The 16,019-nt window shown below is 61.7% G+C and carries 17 protein-coding genes; 8 read left to right on the top strand and 9 right to left on the bottom strand.

Going from position 1 to position 16,019, the window contains the following annotated elements; all coding sequences use genetic code 11:
• Window positions 1–22: 22 nt before the first annotated feature.
• Window positions 23–1,981 carry a beta-galactosidase gene (locus BN69_RS06240; protein WP_014890719.1) on the bottom strand — a complete coding sequence of 653 codons (1,959 nt, stop codon included), beginning with the start codon at window positions 1,979–1,981 and terminating at the stop codon, window positions 23–25.
• Between the two features lie 83 nt (window positions 1,982–2,064).
• Here BN69_RS06240 and galK point away from each other — a divergent pair, with 83 nt between their 5' ends.
• The 5 genes from galK (at window position 2,065) to BN69_RS06215 (ending at window position 6,006) form a co-directional block, all read left to right on the top strand.
• Entirely contained in the window at window positions 2,065–3,228 is a 1,164-nt protein-coding gene (gene galK, locus BN69_RS06235) for a galactokinase (RefSeq protein ID WP_014890718.1), read from the top strand.
• Between the two features lie 9 nt (window positions 3,229–3,237).
• Entirely contained in the window at window positions 3,238–4,287 is a 1,050-nt protein-coding gene (locus BN69_RS06230) for a UDP-glucose--hexose-1-phosphate uridylyltransferase (protein ID WP_014890717.1), read from the top strand.
• A gap of 15 nt (window positions 4,288–4,302) precedes the next feature.
• Complete coding sequence (locus tag BN69_RS06225; protein ID WP_014890716.1) at window positions 4,303–4,959, top strand: 3-oxoacid CoA-transferase subunit A; 657 nt, start codon at window positions 4,303–4,305, stop codon at window positions 4,957–4,959.
• On the top strand, window positions 4,959–5,624 hold the full coding sequence (locus BN69_RS06220; protein WP_014890715.1) for a 3-oxoacid CoA-transferase subunit B: 666 nt from the start codon (window positions 4,959–4,961) through the stop codon (window positions 5,622–5,624). The genes BN69_RS06225 and BN69_RS06220 overlap by 1 nt, the downstream gene beginning before the upstream one ends.
• A 115-nt stretch (window positions 5,625–5,739) precedes the next feature.
• Window positions 5,740–6,006 (top strand): hypothetical protein, encoded by a 267-nt coding sequence (locus BN69_RS06215; RefSeq protein ID WP_244435049.1) that lies wholly within the window; start codon window positions 5,740–5,742, stop codon window positions 6,004–6,006.
• Here the strand turns inward: BN69_RS06215 and BN69_RS19395 are convergent.
• Window positions 5,987–6,127: a hypothetical protein gene (locus tag BN69_RS19395; RefSeq protein WP_158491295.1), complete on the bottom strand. Its 141-nt coding sequence runs from the start codon at window positions 6,125–6,127 to the stop codon at window positions 5,987–5,989. The genes BN69_RS06215 and BN69_RS19395 overlap by 20 nt on opposite strands.
• Window positions 6,128–6,162: 35 nt before the next feature.
• Here BN69_RS19395 and BN69_RS06210 point away from each other — a divergent pair, with 35 nt between their 5' ends.
• Together BN69_RS06210 and BN69_RS06205 are read left to right on the top strand one after the other, a co-directional pair.
• Window positions 6,163–7,005 (top strand): lytic murein transglycosylase, encoded by an 843-nt coding sequence (locus BN69_RS06210; RefSeq protein WP_014890713.1) that lies wholly within the window; start codon window positions 6,163–6,165, stop codon window positions 7,003–7,005.
• Window positions 7,006–7,160: 155 nt separating this feature from the next.
• Window positions 7,161–8,165, top strand: coding sequence for an MORN repeat-containing protein (locus BN69_RS06205; protein WP_014890712.1), 1,005 nt, complete (start codon window positions 7,161–7,163; stop codon window positions 8,163–8,165).
• Between the two features lie 152 nt (window positions 8,166–8,317).
• On the opposite strand, the gene BN69_RS06200 is transcribed toward BN69_RS06205, so the two are convergent.
• The 5 genes from BN69_RS06200 to BN69_RS06180 all read right to left on the bottom strand — a co-directional run bounded on the left by BN69_RS06200 (window position 8,318) and on the right by BN69_RS06180 (window position 12,262).
• Window positions 8,318–8,674, bottom strand: a complete 357-nt coding sequence (locus tag BN69_RS06200; protein ID WP_014890711.1) for a hypothetical protein — start codon at window positions 8,672–8,674, stop codon at window positions 8,318–8,320.
• A 149-nt stretch (window positions 8,675–8,823) separates the two neighbouring features.
• Window positions 8,824–10,380, bottom strand: coding sequence for a porin (locus BN69_RS06195; protein WP_014890710.1), 1,557 nt, complete (start codon window positions 10,378–10,380; stop codon window positions 8,824–8,826).
• A gap of 39 nt (window positions 10,381–10,419) precedes the next feature.
• Window positions 10,420–11,004 (bottom strand): hypothetical protein, encoded by a 585-nt coding sequence (locus BN69_RS06190; RefSeq protein WP_014890709.1) that lies wholly within the window; start codon window positions 11,002–11,004, stop codon window positions 10,420–10,422.
• Window positions 11,005–11,076: 72 nt separating this feature from the next.
• Window positions 11,077–11,346, bottom strand: coding sequence for a hypothetical protein (locus tag BN69_RS06185; protein WP_014890708.1), 270 nt, complete (start codon window positions 11,344–11,346; stop codon window positions 11,077–11,079).
• Between the two features lie 94 nt (window positions 11,347–11,440).
• Window positions 11,441–12,262 (bottom strand): hypothetical protein, encoded by an 822-nt coding sequence (locus BN69_RS06180; RefSeq protein ID WP_014890707.1) that lies wholly within the window; start codon window positions 12,260–12,262, stop codon window positions 11,441–11,443.
• A gap of 415 nt (window positions 12,263–12,677) precedes the next feature.
• On the opposite strand from BN69_RS06180, the gene BN69_RS19075 reads away from it, so the two are divergent.
• Window positions 12,678–12,932 carry a hypothetical protein gene (locus BN69_RS19075; protein ID WP_014890706.1) on the top strand — a complete coding sequence of 85 codons (255 nt, stop codon included), beginning with the start codon at window positions 12,678–12,680 and terminating at the stop codon, window positions 12,930–12,932.
• Between the two features lie 681 nt (window positions 12,933–13,613).
• On the opposite strand, the gene BN69_RS06165 is transcribed toward BN69_RS19075, so the two are convergent.
• Together BN69_RS06165 and BN69_RS06160 are read right to left on the bottom strand one after the other, a co-directional pair.
• The gene (locus tag BN69_RS06165; protein ID WP_014890703.1) at window positions 13,614–14,942 is read right to left on the bottom strand and encodes a glycosyltransferase family 2 protein; all 1,329 of its coding nucleotides are present in this window, start codon (window positions 14,940–14,942) and stop codon (window positions 13,614–13,616) included.
• Window positions 14,943–15,074: 132 nt separating this feature from the next.
• Entirely contained in the window at window positions 15,075–15,965 is an 891-nt protein-coding gene (locus tag BN69_RS06160; RefSeq protein WP_244435048.1) for an NAD-dependent epimerase/dehydratase family protein, read from the bottom strand.
• Window positions 15,966–16,019 lie beyond the last annotated feature (54 nt).

Genomic DNA, 16,019 nt, shown 5'->3' with positions numbered 1-16,019 from the left:
GCGCGTTTGAAGCGTGCGGCGATCAGCCGCGACGCCTGAAGGCCGCGACGCCGCAGGGTTCGAGAAGGCGCTCGCCCAGCGATAGAGTTTCGTCGCCGATGAGCGCCGAAATATCCGTCGTCGTGGCGCCGTAGTTGAAGATGTAGCGCATCGCCCCATTGTCGCGGACGCGGATGTCCTCCGGTAAGGCGAGCGTCGATATGCCGGCGACAACGAAAACCCGCCGCAAGACGCTTGTCAGCAATTCTTCGTCCGGCCAACCGGCGAGATAAAAGACATTGTCGGACCGCGCGAGCGCCGTCTCGCCGTCTTCCGATGTGAACTCGGGCGCGACGCTCTCGCCGAGAGTTAAAAATTCTCGCCAACGCACGAAAGCGCCTTGTGCGGAGACCGGAACTCTTGCGCCGGGCCGAAGGCTTTCGACACGTCTGACGCGAATGTCGATGATGCGTCGCAAAACGCCGGGAGGGAGATCCGCCGGTATTTGAAAATCGGCCGTCTTCGATCCCGTGCGCGGACCGAGCAGGATGCTCGCGCCGCTTTTCGCCAGCGCCTCTGCGAAGTTGTCAGACGGCGCAAAAAGCGCGGGGGCAATGATCAGCCTTCGATCGGCGATCGCCGCCGCGGTCGGCGGAATGACGTCGACGGAAAGCCCCGCGCGCCGCAGCGCCCGATAGAAGCACATGACGAGATCGAAATAGGAGAAGTCCTGGCCTTGCGGCTGGATGCGCCACGCCCAGGCGCTCTCATAGTCGAAGATCAGCGCCACTGGCGCGCGCGCCGTTTCGACGCGCGCATCGAGCATGGCGAGCTCCTTCGACATGCGCGCGACGTCATCATAGGCTTCGTTCGGCGCGGCGTTCGGCAGCAGCAGCGCTTCATGCATCTGCTCTTGCGCGAAAGGCGCCTGCCGCCAGCGAAAATAACTCACCGCCTCGGCGCCGGCGGCGAAAGCCTCGAAGGTCCAGAGCCGCACGGCGCCTTTCGCGGGGGCTGGATTCCACGGCGCCCAATTCACGGCGCCCGGCTGCTGCTCCATCACCTGCCATCGGCCGCGCCCGCACGCGCGGTAGAGATCATGATGAAAGGCCTGAAAGTCAGGATCGCCGACGCGCATGTAGCGCAGCTTGAAATCGTCGTCGTGAGACGAACGTTCGAGAAAGCCGAGCGGATAGCTGTCCCATGCGGCGATATCGAGATCATCCGACAGCGCATAGTGATCAAAGTCGACGAACGCGCCCATGAAATTATGGAGGATCGTCGCGCCCGGCGCATGACGCCGGATGATCTGCGCTTGGCGCCGGTTGAAGGCGACGACCTGATCGGACGAGAAACGCTGAAAATCCATCAGATGCGACGGATTGGCTTCGGTGACGGTCAGATTCGGCAGCTCGATCGCGTCGAAGCTTCGATATTCCATCGACCAGAAGACATTGCCCCAGGCGGTGTTCAGCGTCTCGATCGAGCGATATTTAGCCTCGCACCATCGCCGAAACGCCTGCAGCGCGGCCGGCGAATAGCTCAGCACAGTGTCGTGGCAGCCAAATTCATTGTCGGTCTGCCACGCCACGACTGCGGGATGGCCGCCGAAGGCTCTCGCCAAACGCTCGACGATGCGCTCGCATTCTTGAGCGTAGCCTTCGTGGCTGAAACAATAATGCCGGCGCGAACCGAATTTGCGCGGCCGCCCATCGGCGTCGAGCGCCGCCATCTCCGGCATCTTGTCGACGAGCCATTTGGGCGGCGTCGCCGTCGGCGCGCCAAGCACGACTTTGAGGCCGGCGCGATGTAGCGTATCGATGGCGTCGCCCAGCCATTCGAAACGATAGGCGCCCGCGTTCGGCTCCAGCCGCGACCAGGCGAATTCGCCAATCCGAACAAGGGAAAGACCTATCTCCTTCATCATGGCCGCGTCGTCGCTCCAGCGTGACTGCGGCCAATGTTCAGGATAGTAGCAAACGCCAAGGCGTTGACGTGTCATGCGCGGACTATCATTTGATCCTCTACCGCCGATCCGATGCGGCGTCGCCTTGACGATTTGATGACAATGGGACTGTGGCTGGAATGGAGTCGAGGATCGAGCAAGATCTGATTGCCGCCTTCCGCCGCAATTTCGAGCGCGAGCCGCGCCTTTTTCGGGCGCCGGGCCGCATCAATCTCATTGGCGAGCATACCGATTACAACGACGGCTTTGTCATGCCGGCGGCGCTTGATCTCTCGATCTGGGCCGCCATTGCGCCGCGCTTCGACCGGCGTTTGCGCATAGGCTCGCTGATCATGGACGAAGTCGTCGAATTCGATCTCGACGATGCGAACGCACAGCCGCGCGGCGATTGGACCGATTATGTGCGTGGCGTCGCGATCTTTCTAGAACGCGCCGGCTATGAACTCAGCGGCGCCGATCTCGTCCTCGACGGAAATTTGCCCATCGGCGCCGGACTTTCGGCCTCGGCGGCGTTCGAAGTCGCCGCGGGCTTCGCGCTTGTGACGATTTCCGGCGGCGATGTCGACAGAGTCGAACTCGCCAAAATCTGTCAGCGCGCCGAAAATCAGTTTGTGGGCGTTCGCTGCGGCATTATGGACCAGTACATATCGTGCTGCGCCGTCGCCGGGAGCGCGCTGCTGCTCGACTGCCGCAGTCTCGTTTCGCGCAAAGTTTCGATCGATCCGAACGCGCGTCTTGTCCTTTGCGACACGATGGTGCGCCACCAGCTCGCGAGCGATGAATATAATTTGCGTCGCGCGGACTGCGAGCGCGCGGTCGCGGTTCTATCGACGCGGATCGATGGAATAGCGGCGTTGCGGGACGTGACATTCGCCCAATTGATGCGCCACGCCGATGCGATGTCCGAACTCGTCTTTCGCCGCGCGCGGCACGTCGTCGGCGAGATCGACCGGACGTTGCGCGCCGCCGCGGCGCTGGACGCGGGAGACCTTCAGGAATGCGGCCGTCTCATGTATCTTTCGCACGAAAGTCTGAGCGACGACTATGAAGTGAGCTGCGCCGAGCTTGATCTCATGGTCGAGATCGCCCGCAGCCTTCCGGGCGTCTATGGCGCGCGGATGATGGGCGGCGGATTTGGCGGCTGCACCATCAATCTGGTTGAGGCGCAACATGCGGAAGCTTTCGCGCAGGCGATGGCTGACAGATATCGCGCGGCGACCGGCGTGACGCCGCCCATCCTCACCTGCCTGCCTGGTCCCGGCGCGGGCCCTGTCGGCGATTAGGAGCCGCTCGTGTCCCTGCTGAACAGCGCTTCGCATCGCCGACTCAATCAGCTCACGGGCGAGTGGGTGCTCGTCTCGCCGCATCGGACCAGCCGGCCATGGCAAGGCCAGGTCGAAAAAACCCACGCTCCAGAACGACCTCGATACGATCCGACCTGCTATCTGTGTCCTGGAAACGCGCGGGCGAATGGCGCGCGAAATCCCAATTATGAAGGCGTTTTCGCGTTCGACAATGATTTCGCGGCGCTGACGGCGCAAGGTCCCGAGGAGGACTTCGCTCGGAACGGACTGCTGATTGCGCGGGGCGAGCCCGGCCGCTGCCGCGTGCTGTGCTTTTCCGAGCGCCACGATCTGACCTTGCCGCACATGAGCGTCCCAGAGATCACTCGCGTCGTCGAGGCATGGCGCGACGAGACGGTGCGGCTCGGCGCCTTGGATGCGATCAACTACGTGCAGATTTTCGAAAATCGCGGCGCGGCGATGGGCGCGAGCAATCCGCATCCGCACTGCCAGATCTGGGCGACGCACAGCATTCCGAACGAAGCCGCCAAGGAATCGGCGCGCCAGCGCACATATCTGGAGCAGACCGGCTCTTGTCTCCTGTGCGACTATCTGGCGCTGGAGCGAAGCCTCGGCGAGCGAATCATTTGCGGCAACGATCATTTCGTTGCGCTCGTGCCGTTCTGGGCGATTTGGCCGTTTGAAACCATGGTGATCGCGACGCGGCATATCGGCGCGTTTGACGAATTGACCGGCTGCGAGGCGAGGGCGCTTGCCGACATCCTTAAGCGCCTAACCATTCGCTACGAAAATCTTTTTGAAACGGACTTTCCCTATTCGATGGGATTCCATCAGCGCCCGACCGACGGCGCGCCGCACGCCAACTGGCATTTTCACGCGCATTTCTATCCGCCGCTGCTGCGTTCGGCCACCGTGCGGAAATTCATGGTCGGATTCGAGATGCTTGGCGAACCCCAGCGCGACATCACGCCGGAAACGGCGGCGGCGCGTTTGCGCGACGTTTCCGAAACGCATTATCTCGACAAGCCCACACGATAACCAGGGTTCAGCGAGATGAGAAAAAACGCGATCGCCGTCGAAGCCGCAGCCGAACTCGTTCCCGACGGAGCGCGCGTCATGATCGGCGGGTTTCTGGGCGTCGGCTCGCCTGATCGGTTGATCGACGCGCTCGTCGCGCGTGGCGCGCGCGCGTTGACGATTATCGGCAACGACACGGCCTATCCGACCGTCGGCGTCGGCAAGCTGATCGAAGCGGGATGCGTTGCGCGCGTGGAGGTCTCGCACATCGGCACCAATCCGACCACGCAGCGGTTGATGAGCGCCGGCGCGATCGAAGTGGAGCTCATACCGCAAGGCACGCTCGCCGAACGGATTCGCGCCGGCGGCGCGGGGCTCGGCGGCGTCCTGACGCCGACCGGCGTGGGAACGGTCGTCGCGCAAGGCAAGCAACTGGTTGAGATCGACGGCGCAAGCTTTCTCATCGAAAAGCCGCTGCGGGCGGATTTCGCCCTGCTGCGCGCGCATGAGTCCGACTACTACGGCAATCTGACCTATCGGCTGACGGCGGCCAATTTCAACCCGGTCATGGCGTTCGCCGCCGATTGCGTCATCGCGGAACCTGACGAAATCGTGCCGGTTGGAGTCATTCCGCCCGACGCGGTGCGCACGCCGGGCGTGCTCGTCACGCACATCGTGGGCAGGGCGCGCTGATGGACGCCAAGGAGCTCATCGCGCGCCGCGTCGCCCTGGAGCTGCGCGACGGCATGCTCGTCAATCTCGGGATCGGCCTGCCGACCTTCGTGGCGCGGTTCATCCCGAAGGGATTGTCCGTCGCCATGCAGAGCGAAAATGGTCTTATCGGCTTCAGCGCGCCGCCGCCGGACGGAATGGAGAATCGCGATCTCATTGACGCCGGCGGCGGATTCATCATGTCGTTGCCGGGCGCCGCGAGCTTCGACAGCGCGACGAGCTTCGCGCTGATTCGAGGCGGCCATGTCGACCTGGCGGTGCTCGGCGGGTTGCAGGTCGACGCCGCGGGGCGTCTCGCCAGCTGGATGGTTCCGGGAAAGTTTACGCCGGGAATGGGCGGCGCCATGGACCTCGTCGCGGGCGCGAAACGCGTCATCGTGGCGATGCAGCACGCCGCGAAGAGCGAACCGAAGATCGTCGAAACGCTCACCTTGCCGCCGACGGCGGCGCGGCGCGTCAGCCTTATTGTGACTGAGCTCGCGGTCATCGAGCCGACGGATGAAGGGTTGGCGCTCCGCGAACGCGCGCCCGGCGTCAGCGTCACGGATATCGTCGCCTGCACCGGCGCGCGGCTGATCGCGCCGGACGTTACGCCTGAGATGCCGATCATCGACAGGCCCGCCTGAACGACGACTCGCCTCAGCGTCCCTGCGCAGGCGGCGCGGGTCCTGCGACGCCCTCGCCTCGACGCCCTTGATATCGGCTGGAGCCGCTACACTTGTCGCTTTGGCCGCGCCGCTCTTGAACCGCGGCGGTCAAGCGCCAACAGCAAAGAGTCGATCTATGAGCAAGCTGATTTTCCTTCTTGCGGCCTTTATTGGCCTCGCCGCATTCAATCCCGCGACAGCCCGGACGATGGACAAGCAGCGCGCGGCCTGCGAGCGCGACTCCCACAAGTTCTGCGCGGCGGAAGAGCCCGATGCGATCGCCGTCGAAAAATGCCTGCGCGCGCATATGAACGAGCTGTCAAGCGCCTGCAAACGCCAGTTCAGGGCAAAGCGCCGCTGATTTCGTTCTTCGCTTGAGGCATGCCGGCGCTGGCGGCGCATTCCGCCAAGGTCGTCGGGCGCTGATCAACGATGACGTCCGGCGCGTCCGCCCGAACGGCGTTTCTTGCGCGCAGCTTCATTGCGGCGCCTGCGCAGGCCCAGTAAACTGCCGGCCATGAACCGGCTGTCGATAAGCGCCAAGGCGTGGAGCGCGTTGCTTGCGGCAAGCGCGTTGACTTTGGGCGCTTGCGCCGGATCGGCGCGCGCCGCGCCCTGCGGATCGTCGGAGGCCGGTTTTCGCCAATGGCTCGATGAGGTGAAACGCGACGCCGCGGCGCAAGGAGTTTCGCAACGGACGCTCGACGCCGCGCTGACTGGCGTAACCTATGATCACGCGGTGATTGGCCGCGACCGCGGACAGAGGATTTTTCACCTAAGTTTCGAGAAGTTTTCGAGTCGTCTGGTGACGCCCGCGCGCTTGAACAAGGCGCGGGCGCTGCTTCAGCGGCACGCGGCCCTGCTCGCACGGATCGAGGCGCGCTATGGCGTTCCCGGAGCGGTGCTCGTGGCGATTTGGGGTCTGGAAACGGGCTTTGGCGCCGACAATGGGCGCTTCAGGACGATGCAGGCGCTCGCGACGCTCGCCTATGACTGCAGGCGCTCCGCGCAATTTCATGAAGAGCTGAATCACGCGCTGAGAATCGTCGAGCGCGGCGACATGTCCCCGGCGCAAATGCGCGGCGACTGGGCCGGAGAAATCGGCCAGACGCAATTCATGCCTTCCTCCTATCTGCAATATGGCGTCGATTTCGACGGCGACGGCAGACGCGATCTCATACGGTCCACGGCGGACGCGCTCGCCTCGACGGCGAATTTCCTCAAGGGCAAAGGCTGGCGCTCTGGCGCGGGCTGGAATGAAGGCGAGCCGAACTTCGCGATTCTGCTCGAGTGGAATCAGGCGCGGGTTTACGTAAAAACGATCGCCCTGCTGGCGACGAAGCTCACGGGCGCGCCGTGAGCCGCGGCGCGCCGTTCAGGCGCGTGTCGAATGATCGCGGAACGATCCGCACTGATCGATTTCAGCAAATTCTTCCTTGAAAAAGTTCGTTGTTCTAATTGTCGACTAGGCTATAAGGCTGACGGTTCCGTCGCCTCACCAGCGCAGGTTTCGCCATGCCTTACGCCTCAGTCTCAAAATTTCGCCGCGGCATTTTCTTGCTTGCGCTTTGCGCGGGCGCGTCCGGCGTTTCGCTCTCCGCGTCGGCGCAAAGCAAACTGCCAAAATGCACCCAGGAAAACATCTCGCAGCAGTGCTTCGGCGTCGTAACGGCGCCCGACGGCAACCGCTATATTGGAGAGATGAAGGGCGGCAAGGCCAACGGCAAAGGCGCGCTCATCTTCACGGACGGCAAGAAATACGAGGGCCAATTCCGCGACGGCGCGCCAAACGGCAAGGGAACCATCACGCATCCTGACGGCGAGTCCTACACCGGCGGTTTCAAGGACGGAAAAAAAAGCGGCCAGGGCAAATTGGTCGCCGCTGACGGAAAGATCTATGTCGGCCAGTTCGAGGGCGACGTTCCCCATGGCAAGGGCGCCGTCACCATGCCCGACGGCAAGAAATTCTCCGGAAATTTCGTTGACGGCGAACTTGCGGTGAAGCCGAAAGCGGGCGGCGCGGCGCAAAGCGAACAGAAGGGGCCGAGAGACGGTCTGCCGCCTTGCGACGTCAGCATGGCCAAGCCTTGGAAGCGCTGCGTCGGCGGACTGAAGTTTCCAAACGGCGACGTTTATGCGGGCGAGTTCCGCGACGGAAAAGCGACCGGGCGCGGCGCGATCACTTTCGTGTCCGGCGGACGATACGTGGGCGAGTTCCGCGACGGCGTCCGTCACGGCAAAGGCACGTTCACGATCGCCAATGGCGAAAGCTACAGCGGCGAATTCGTCAACGGCCGGATCATCGGCAAGGGCGCTTACACATTTCCGGACGGGAAGAAATATGTGGGCGAATTCCGCGACGGACGCCCGCACGGCAAGGGCATTCTCACCCTGCCCAACGGCGCCTCCTACCGCGGCGAATTCCAGAATGGCGAGCCGGACGGACAGGGAACGATGAGGTCTCCCGATGGGCAATCGCTGACCGGACTGTTCAAAGCGGGCAAATATCAGGCCCAGTAGGCCGCGTGGGCCCGGCGCTCGCGGGGGCAGGTCGTTCTGATCGGCGGTCGCCGAGGCCGCCGCCGCGCCGAGGCGAAGTCGTTGCAAACGCAAACCCCAGCCCGCGCGGGCTGGGGTTTTTAGAGTCTCGGCCGTTCTTCGTTTCGACGCGCCTACTGGATGGGCGTGACGATCGAGGCCTGCGAATTATTGGAAATGGAGATATTGTCCGAGCCGGTCTTGCTGATCGTCGCGCCTTCGGAGTCGATGATGCTGCCGATCGCGAAGGCTTGCTTATCGATGTTCACATTGCTCTGATTCTGGTTCCCCGAACCAAGATCGAGGAGGCTTCCGCTGACCGAGCCGTTCTGAACGACGGCGGCGTTATTGTTCACGCCGATCTGCGTGACGGTCGAATAGTTGTTGCCATACGCTTGGGACTGGTTCTGGTTCTGATTGTTCTGACCGTCGGCGAGGGCCGGTCCGGCCGCCAGCATGCACAAGGAGATTGTCGCGATCAGCTTTTTCATGGATCTGGTCCCTGGAAGTTAGCGTTCAGTGTTCGGATACTGCCTACTGTCACCCTAGCTTTGCAGCGCGCTGCGGTCGATCGTTTCGACCTCGACGAACTGCGATAGAATCCTCGATGTGGCCGAAACGCCACATGTCTCCGGCCGCGTCAAAAGGCCTTCCGCATATAGGTGAGGACGTTCGGGAAATTGACGGCGACCGGCATGCCGCGCCCGAAGAGGTATTGGCCGTTGGCCTGGCTCCATGTCCAGCCGCCTTCCAATCCGAACGCCCATCCCTCGCCGGCCCAATATTCGGCGTTGCCGACGACGCGCTGACCTCTGACTTGCGTATTGAAGCCGAAAGCTGCGTTGCCGAAACCGAGAAATTCCGGGGCGGAGCCCATGTAGGCCTGAAACGCCGCTCCGGTGATCGAGGTCTTGAACACGGGAGTCCAGAGATGCTCGTAGGATCCCATGACCGCCTGACCGGAGCTCCTCTGAATCGTTCCAGTCGAGCTGCTCACATAGTCGATCGACATATACGGTATGCCGAGATACGACAGCGCGCCTTGAGTCGCAGTGGCCGACAGCATGGCCTTTCCGTACATTTCGCCGCCGATCGGACCAAGGAGCCCGCTCCACTTCCAACGATATTCGCCGGCAAGCTGCGCAGCCCAGCCCCAAGTGGAGTATTTCGGCATGAAGGTATTGTAGGCGTTGGCGGAGACGTCCCTGATCTCGTGCATAGCTCCCGACGCGTGGAGGACGAAGGCGGGCGCGCCGACGCGCAATTGCGCGACAAAATCCGGGTATCCCATGCCCGTCGGATATCTGGACAGAACCCCGTCCGGATAACGCCTCAGCGTCGGATCTTCAGCCGATACGCTGACCGAGGCGCCCAAGCGCGGAAAGAGACTCGGCAGAATGTTGAGATTGTCGATTCTGTGGGTGTACGAAACCGCTGGCGTCGTCATGTAGGACGCATAGCCGGGCATAAAGGTGTAGCCGGTGCGGCTGAAGCTGAAGAGCGAGGGCTGCAGTCCGACGCGCAGCCCGCCGAATTGAACCCAGGCCTGATCGAAGGCGCCCCGCCAATAATGCCCATTGATCTGGTTCAGGGTGATGCGCGTTTCGCCTTCATAGTTCTTTACCGTCCTGGCGAACAATCCGGCGTTGATGAACACGGAGATCGTTCCGTAATCCGTATTCCGGAAGGCCAGAAAATTCACCATGCTGTATGTGCCGGTATAGGCCCCGGACGTCGTCCTGCCGACGAGCGGATTTTTCCAATAGTACAGCATCGGCACGGCGGCGCTCAACGCAAGGCCGTTCCATCCGTATCGATACGCAGGAAGCCGCTGCGTCGTGAACGCGATGTCTTCGGTCGCAAAGTCCTTTCCCAGGAAGCCGGTGAAGGATCCATGGACCGCGCCGCAAAAGCCGACGTAGGGAATTTGGAAGAACTGGGTATTGCCGTTCAGGTTGCACGGCCCCGTCATTCTCACAACGGGCTGCGCCGCTTTCGCCACCGGCTGATACACGGGACGCTTCTCTTTCACGCGCTTTTTTGACGCGGCGTTGAGTTCTTCGATCGCGCGCGTGGCTTCCAGGATCGACGCGTCGACGCCCTTGTCGAAACTTGCCGGTTGGGCGCGCACAGCCGACGCTCCCGCCATTCCGGCGGCGCAGGCGAATGATGCGACGATTTTTATTCGCGTTTTCACGGAGCCAGTCCTTTGGACAATCCGGTCAAAAGTTCGTCGTCAGTGCATTCGTCCAAAGCTGTTCGTCGCCGTCAGACCTGGAGGCGTCCAGATCGCCAGGCTCATGCTGTCCGTGGCGAAAAGCGAAAGATAACCTTCCGCGGTTTGATAGGACTGATAGATCGGACCGTCGGTCGGAATTTGCACCCGAGGCGCGGCGCCATTGCCGACGGCGGAGTTTTGCGCAACGGCGGCGACATTCGTGCCCCCCATTTGCGTGATCTGCGAACCGTTCACCATGCCGTTCTGGGTCACGGACGCGTAATTCTGTCCGCCAAACCGCGGACCGTCGCCGCGAAGGTTCGGGCTGCTGCTAAACTCACCCGTGGAGTCGCCGACCTGCTGCATCTGCGAATAGTTGTTGAGCCCGTTCTGGTTGATCACCGCTTGATTCGCCTGATTGGAGTCCTGAACTCCGTAATAGACGTTCACGAAGCCTGACTGCGAGAGGTCGATGGACGACTGCGATCCGCCGGAGAATCCATATGCGAAATTGAAAGGCGCGCTCTGCGTCGCCATCTGCGCAAAGGCGGAGTTCATGGCGCTCAGGAGGAAGACTGCGGCTGTAAGCGAGATTCGCGACATCTTCTATTCCCAGCTTTCGAACAATGATGACCAAGCGCGCCAGGGCGCTCGTTAAAGACTCGGCGCTAAGAACTAGCGCGTGAGAAAAACCGGTTGCCGACACTCGAAGCGATAGGGGCGATTGTCGCTGCCCGGAACCGGCTCCAAAACCCAGATGTCGTCTCTGAGGTAATCCTGAGCTTCCGTCTGCGCCAAATAGCCGCCGAGACATGCCGGCGAACTGTCATCCGCCACAACCGCTACAGGTCGTCGCTGTCTGTGACTCTTGGCTGCGTCGGCGGGAGCCGCAAAGACGGAGAACCCGATGAGCGCGATGAGGGCGGCATGCAGTCTCGACTTCATTGGAGTGATCCTTTGAAAGGCGCCCTGCTCACGCCGCCCTCGAATGTCGCGAGCGCCGGTTGGCTAAAGAAGCGCACCGGCGCTCGTTTCAGTATTAGTCTTCGATGCTGTTGTGGTTGAGCGTGGCGGCAAAGCCGTTGATCGCAACCGCATTGTCCTGGATATCGATCGGGTTGAAGGAGTCCTCGAGGCGCAGGCCGCCAGCGACGCCGCCACGATCGGCGATGTTGATGTGGGTGTCGACTTCGATCTTCGACACCGAGGTGTTGTCGATGCTGGTGTTGTTCGAGCCGATGGTGATCATGAAGGCCTGGCCGTTGCCGCCATTGGCGTCGATGCCGTTGCCGATGCCGTCCTGGCGGGAAGCGGCGACAGTGGTCGAACGCTGCGACGACAGATTGGCCTGAACGGTGCCGACAGTCGCGGTCGACGAGGTGGTGTTGTCGCCGACGCCGACGCCGACGTTAACCGGAATGATGCTGAGGGGCGCCGTGTCCTGCAGCGCCGTGCCCTGGGCGGAGAGAGCGACCGGGATCGCGACGCCGCCGGCAAGACCGGCCTGATCGGAGTCATTCTCCGACAGCGCAACCGCCGCGCTGACAGCAACGACCGTGACGTCGCCGGCGTCGCCGCCATTGCCGGAGTCGACGATGCTGCCGACGCTGAACGCGTGCGTGTCCATGTTGAAGTTAGCGGTGGTCTGGCTGAACGCGCCAGTGGCGAGATCGATGCCGCCGCCGACCGCGACGTTCTGATTGACGACGCCGACGTTGTTGAGGCCGAGGTTGGTGACGCTGCCGACGTTCACGCCCTGGGACACGGACGTATTGACGCCAACCGGCACCGCAGTGATCGGATCGGCGAAGGCGGGAGCGGCGAGCACGGTGGCGATGGCCACAAGCGAGAACTTCTTCATGGGGAGGATCCTTCTAGTGATTTTGTCCAATGCCGACGACCAGCGCGCCGATCATCGAGGCGCAGAGTTGTCCAAGTGCAGTCGATCCGTCCAGCCACTAAATGTCTCGCTAACCAGTTTTAGTAACAACTGTGGCGAAAGTGCAACATTGTAATGCGCTGCAATATACATGGTCTAAATATCAGAGATATCTCAAATATTTTGGACGCTGCATGGAAAAAACATAGGTTTTTGAACGTGTGGACAAACTCCACCACCGAGGGTTTGACATCGTCATTGGAGTGAAGACGAGAATTATGGAACGTCTCCAAAAGGAGAACATTGAATGAATGCCAAAGACTCTTCTTGTATTCCATGGACGTTCGCTGCATAGCTAATCAACTCGAGCGCTCTACGGTCATGTGAGGAAAAAATAATGGTATTTCACCGACTTAAGCTGATCTCCACCGCCTTTCTCTCGCTGGCTGTTACGAGCCCAACTTCGCTGATGGCGCAAGGAGATATGGGCCCGATCGGCACCGTGGTGCTGGAGAATATGGTTCGCGAACAAAATCCGCCGAGCTATGATCCTCAGGCGTTCAGATCGCGGCCGTCCTATAAGCACACGGCGTGTAAAACTCATAAAATGCATGGCTGCCAGCGCGGAAAACGCTGGAGCAAAGCCAATTAGCATGCATTGCTCAAGTGACATGTGAGCGTGTTACATGTCGATTGTTTAGCTGCCACGCTTAATGACCTGCCTACCTGGGAGGGAGGCATGCGCCGAGGCCGTCTCCGGCGATTTATATCGAATAAGACTACGGAAAGCGGAGCCGTAAGCCTGCACGTCGCAAGCGAGTCGCGCTGATTTGTCGAAACGGCGCGCGCGTTCCGCGCCAACATTTGATAAGGACTTGTTGATCTTGGCGCGCGCAGGCGGCCAAATCTCGGACGCTCGCGATTCCGCCTGTCCAAGGCGCGTTGCGCGCGCACGTTCAGGGTTGGCCGCGTCGGCGAGCACGCCCGCTCCTCCGCAACGAATCAATGTCGACGCGCGGTCTGCGCGGAGCCTCTCTGCGCCGGCGCGCATTCGCGCCTCTTACTTATCCGAGAGGCGCCAATCGCGACTTCAGCCAAGATATTGCGACGGGGAATCGAATCAGTCCTGCTTCGCAGCCTCGCTTCGTCACCAGCTCCGCGCCGCCGAATATCTCTCTGGCCAGCTTCCGAAGCCGGTCCGGAGAGAGACGCAGGCGCGTCGAATCGCGCCGTCCGCGCGAAGCGATCGCCGCCGCAACGGCGCCTTGATCGCCGCCTCGCGACTTCGTGAAAGCGGATGAGCCGCATGGGGCGGCGTTTGGCGCGCCAAACTTCAGCGCTGATTGACGCCGGCGGAACCCTCGCTTTGCGTTTCAAGGCGCGCCGACCCCGCCCGACGTCGCGTCTTGAGGAGATTCAAAAGCATCTCCAATCGCTTTTGGCGGTAGAAGGAACGTAGGCGGGAATCATCGGGCGTAAGGCCGGCGATCCATTCTGGCGTCTTGCCCCGATAACCCAGCAGACGCGACGACAGGCGCGTCGCGCCGGCGATGTCGGTCACGCCATAGCCGCTCGCGTCGAGAAACAGACGCTGGGCGTGTATCCCTTCCAAATTGGGGCGATAGCTGTCGCGAGGCGACGGGCGCGGCGTAAAATTCTCGATGCGCTGTTGAAACCACGCAACGAGCGCAGGATCGTCGGACAGGGATCGCCGCAACTCCGCTTCCACATAGGGCCATTCGTCAAGGTCGTCGATCGGCGGGGCGAGCAAGAAGCTCTCCACCATCGCCCGGCGATCGAGGCTTATCGGATCGTCGGGAAACAGGTCTTCCTTGGCGCGAAGGAAAGAATCCGCAACGCAAATGAATCCTGAAGGCAGATCGGGAACGGAAGGATGGAGGCGCAGGCCTGCGACCTCGTTTTCGCCGCGAAATGTCTGCGCGATTTGATGTTTGCTGCGCAGAAAACTAAAGGCGATGTGGTTGCTGGATGCGGAGAACCCGCTGATCGACAGCGGCGCCGAGAGCGACAGATATTCTCCCGCCAAATAGGCAACAGCGAAGCTGGAATAGGTGTCGCAGTGGAAACTATCGAAAACTTTTCCCGTGGTCGCGCGGATCTGCTCAAGCACTTCGCGCGCCACGCAGCCGTGATAGATGTTGGGCAAGAGCGTTGCGGGCGCGCGTCCCGCCAGAACGTCCTGCATCGTCTGGCGGCCATTCATCCGCTCGACATTTCGAGTGAGCGGAATCTGCAAATGATTCGCAAGATCGTCGCGGGCGATGTTCGGCCAGGAGTAAATGGCGCTGTCCCAGCTGATCGACTTCACATTCTGGTTGGCGAATAAGCCGCGCAGCGTCGAAAAAGCGAACGGCAAGAGCGAATCGTCGTCGCCTATGTAGGTGACATATTTGCCGCGCGTGAGGCTGTACGCGAGATTGTAATTATCGCGCATGCACAAAGTCTCGGGCGCGCGGTGATAGATAATCTTCGGCGAGCCGATCTCTTCGACGACCTGGCGGGTCGCCGGAGAACTGCAATTGTCGCAAACGACGATCTCATATGAATCGAAGTCCTGCTCCAGGCAGGCTTTGAGCGAGAAGCGCAATGTTGCGGCGCGTTCACGGGTCGGTATGACGAGACTGAAATCAGGTTGGCTCATAAACGCTAGTCCTTATGCTCGCGACTGGAATGTGAAGCGGGCCGTGCGGCCAGGAACGCCGGTTCAGCCAAGTCGCTCGGCCGGTGAGTGAGATTACTCCGCAAGCATATGCTTGCTTCGCAGTAGCGGCGATCATGGCCGGCCCCCTACCTCTGCGCGCCACCAAGCGTAGGTTTCGGCGAGACCCTCGTCGAGCGTTCGCGACGGTCGAAACCTCACTTCGTCACGCAGTCGGCGCACATCTGCGACAATGCGTGGCGGTTCGTCGGGACGGTCGGGCAGCGCGCCGACGCGAATAAGATCCGAGCGACCCGCAATCGCGCCAAGACGCTCGGCGATGGACGCGACGCTCACTCCCTCGCCGCTCGCAATGTTCACAGCGCCTGTCGTCTCGCTTAGAACGAGCGCTGCGAGCGCCGCGCCCGCGTCGCGGGCGTCGAGAAAATCGCGCACGGCAAGCCCCCGCGAAAGCGGCGCGGCTTCTCCGCGGGCAAGTTTCGCCGCGAGGGAAGCGACAAGCCGCGCCTCATGCTCGAAAGGCCCATAAAGGTAGAACAGGCGCGCCCACGCAAACGAAATATCGTCAAGCTCCTGCAGCACCCGTCGCGCTGCGTCCTTTGCGGCGGCGTAAAGGGTGGTCGGCGCGATTTCGGTGGTTCCTTCGTCGCACGTTCCGTCGTCCGGCCAGCGATATTCGAAACATGTTCCAACGCCCACGAAGCGCTGAACGCCGGCGTCAAGCGCGGCGCGAGCAAGACGTAGCGTTGCGGCGGTCCAATCGAGATTGTCTCGGCTGGTCCAGAATGCGCCGTGCTCGACGTTCCACGCCAGATGGAGCACAGTGTCCGGACGTATCCGATCGATCAGCGCGTCAGCCGCGCCGGGCGCGCGCAAATCTCCGCCATAGGCGACAACGGCGCCGTCGACTTTCTCAGCGTGCTGAGCGTGCGCGTGAACCTCGACGCCCGCGCGAGCCAGCGCTCCGGTAGTTTGCCTACCGACAAATCCCGAAGCGCCCGTCACCAGAACTCGCAACGCGACCCCCCGGCGTGAAAGCGTTAGCATGTGCAACGAACG

Origin of the sequence: Methylocystis sp. SC2, from assembly GCF_000304315.1 — a bacterium.
Lineage (GTDB): Bacteria > Pseudomonadota > Alphaproteobacteria > Rhizobiales > Beijerinckiaceae > Methylocystis.
Note: the sequence above shows the minus strand (reverse complement) of the source record. Positions and strands in the feature narration are given on the sequence as shown.

Coding starts and splice junctions, on each gene's coding strand:
- BN69_RS06240 (WP_014890719.1), bottom strand. CDS start 1,981: ATGACACGTCAACGCCTTGGCGTTTGCTACTATCCTGAACATTGGCCG.
- galK (WP_014890718.1), top strand. CDS start 2,065: ATGGAGTCGAGGATCGAGCAAGATCTGATTGCCGCCTTCCGCCGCAAT.
- BN69_RS06225 (WP_014890716.1), top strand. CDS start 4,303: ATGAGAAAAAACGCGATCGCCGTCGAAGCCGCAGCCGAACTCGTTCCC.
- BN69_RS06220 (WP_014890715.1), top strand. CDS start 4,959: ATGGACGCCAAGGAGCTCATCGCGCGCCGCGTCGCCCTGGAGCTGCGC.
- BN69_RS19395 (WP_158491295.1), bottom strand. CDS start 6,127: ATGAAGCTGCGCGCAAGAAACGCCGTTCGGGCGGACGCGCCGGACGTC.
- BN69_RS06210 (WP_014890713.1), top strand. CDS start 6,163: ATGAACCGGCTGTCGATAAGCGCCAAGGCGTGGAGCGCGTTGCTTGCG.
- BN69_RS06205 (WP_014890712.1), top strand. CDS start 7,161: ATGCCTTACGCCTCAGTCTCAAAATTTCGCCGCGGCATTTTCTTGCTT.
- BN69_RS06200 (WP_014890711.1), bottom strand. CDS start 8,674: ATGAAAAAGCTGATCGCGACAATCTCCTTGTGCATGCTGGCGGCCGGA.
- BN69_RS06190 (WP_014890709.1), bottom strand. CDS start 11,004: ATGTCGCGAATCTCGCTTACAGCCGCAGTCTTCCTCCTGAGCGCCATG.
- BN69_RS06185 (WP_014890708.1), bottom strand. CDS start 11,346: ATGAAGTCGAGACTGCATGCCGCCCTCATCGCGCTCATCGGGTTCTCC.
- BN69_RS06180 (WP_014890707.1), bottom strand. CDS start 12,262: ATGAAGAAGTTCTCGCTTGTGGCCATCGCCACCGTGCTCGCCGCTCCC.
- BN69_RS19075 (WP_014890706.1), top strand. CDS start 12,678: ATGGTATTTCACCGACTTAAGCTGATCTCCACCGCCTTTCTCTCGCTG.
- BN69_RS06165 (WP_014890703.1), bottom strand. CDS start 14,942: ATGAGCCAACCTGATTTCAGTCTCGTCATACCGACCCGTGAACGCGCC.